At 63.0% G+C, this 1,452-nt stretch carries 2 protein-coding genes; both read right to left on the reverse strand.

Going from position 1 to position 1,452, the window contains the following annotated elements:
• The coding region (locus tag ACSQ22_RS26275; protein WP_436131961.1) for a TolC family protein at nucleotides 1-1,149 on the reverse strand (1,149 nt) is incomplete at its 3' end.
• The coding region (locus ACSQ22_RS26280; protein WP_436131962.1) for a hypothetical protein at nucleotides 1,146-1,452 on the reverse strand (307 nt) is incomplete at its 5' end. The genes ACSQ22_RS26280 and ACSQ22_RS26275, both read right to left, overlap by 4 nt.

Below are 1,452 nucleotides of genomic sequence, written 5' to 3' on the forward strand. Positions count from 1 at the left end.
GTACGCGGAATAGCTCTCGCGCAAGTTCGAGCCCGCCGCGCGGGCTGTGGCCTCCAGGCGGTTGGCAGCGGCCAGGGTTTGCGCGTTCATGGAATCGCGTCGCATGCCCCCCCAATCGAAGATCGGCAGCTGCAGACTGATCTCGAAGCCGCGCCGCGTCGAGTGGGTGTTCTCGGCTGCATCGAAGACAGAGTCGCGCCGTACACCCAGTTCAATGTCCGTGAAGGTCGTGATCGTGTTCCAGCCTTGCGCGCGTGCGGCTGCGTCATAGTCGGCCTTCGCGATCTGAAGATCCAGCCGCCCCTTGGATGCCTGACGGCCAGCATCTGCTGGGGACAGCGGCTCCTTGGGCAGCGTCGGCAGGCGCTCAGGCAACTTGAGCTGCTGGGCTTGGTTGTCATCAAGGCCCAGCATCCGCACCAGCTCTTCACGGGCCGCTGTGACCCCGTGCTGGGCGGTGGCCAGCTGGGTCGCTGTGTCGGCATAGAACGCTTGCTGGCGTGCACGGTCAAGCTTGTTGAAATTACCGACTGCCTGCATGCGCTTGGCCAACTCGGCGCTGGCTTGGGCGCTTGCGACAACCTGTTGGGTGTAAGTCAACGTCTGTTGCGCGGCAACAGCGCGGACCCAGGCTTGGCGTACTTGGGTCACCTGGTCCACTACATCGCTGCTGAGGCGCAGCTGAGTCTGTTTGACACGCTGCTCGGCGATACCTTTGCGCATGGGCAAGGTCAGCAGGTCAAGCAGACCGAAGGAAAGGAGGCGTCCGATCTCCGTCTCGCTGCCTAGCCGAACGCGCTCCAGGCTCAGAATAGGGTTGGCGATGCGGCCGGACTGGGCCGCCGTGGAAGCGTCCGCCCAGTTTTGAGCCACGATGGCTTGCAGGGACGGGCTATTGACCAGAGCGAGTTGAACGGCATCTTGTTGACTGAGCGGTTTGGCCAACAAGTCCGAGGCGCGTTGGCGCAAGGCATCTTGCTCATTCCGGTCCCGGGCCAGAGTAAGTCCGCCGTCCGTGAAACCGCTTGTCGCCGCGTTGGCGCTGGAGAGGTTTTGCTCCAGATTCACGCTGGCGCAGCCAGACAAGACCGCCACTGCGGCAACAGCGATCACTAGTTTGGCGCGGGGCATGCGAAGGGTACGGATCATTGTTTGCCCCCGTGGTGTGCGTCATGGCCTTGGGCTGGTTGGCCCTGGTCCGCTGCGGGTGCGGGCTGGCGCATTTCCTTGGCATAGGCGCGCCATCCTCCAATTTCGCCCACCTTGTCGTTGGCAGCCTTCCAGGGCTGGACGGCTTGCTCTTTGTAGACCTCATAGCCCGTCAGAGCTGATCGGTACGAAAGTTGGTAGTCCACTTTCGGGGGGGCACCGTCCGGCATCTGAGCAAAGGCCAGCGAAGGCGCCAGCAGTGCAGCGGCCAGCCAGGGGATTGAGTTAAGTCGTGAAAGCCAG

Source organism: Acidovorax sp. LjRoot38 (assembly GCF_964252975.1).
GTDB lineage: Bacteria > Pseudomonadota > Gammaproteobacteria > Burkholderiales > Burkholderiaceae_C > Acidovorax > Acidovorax facilis.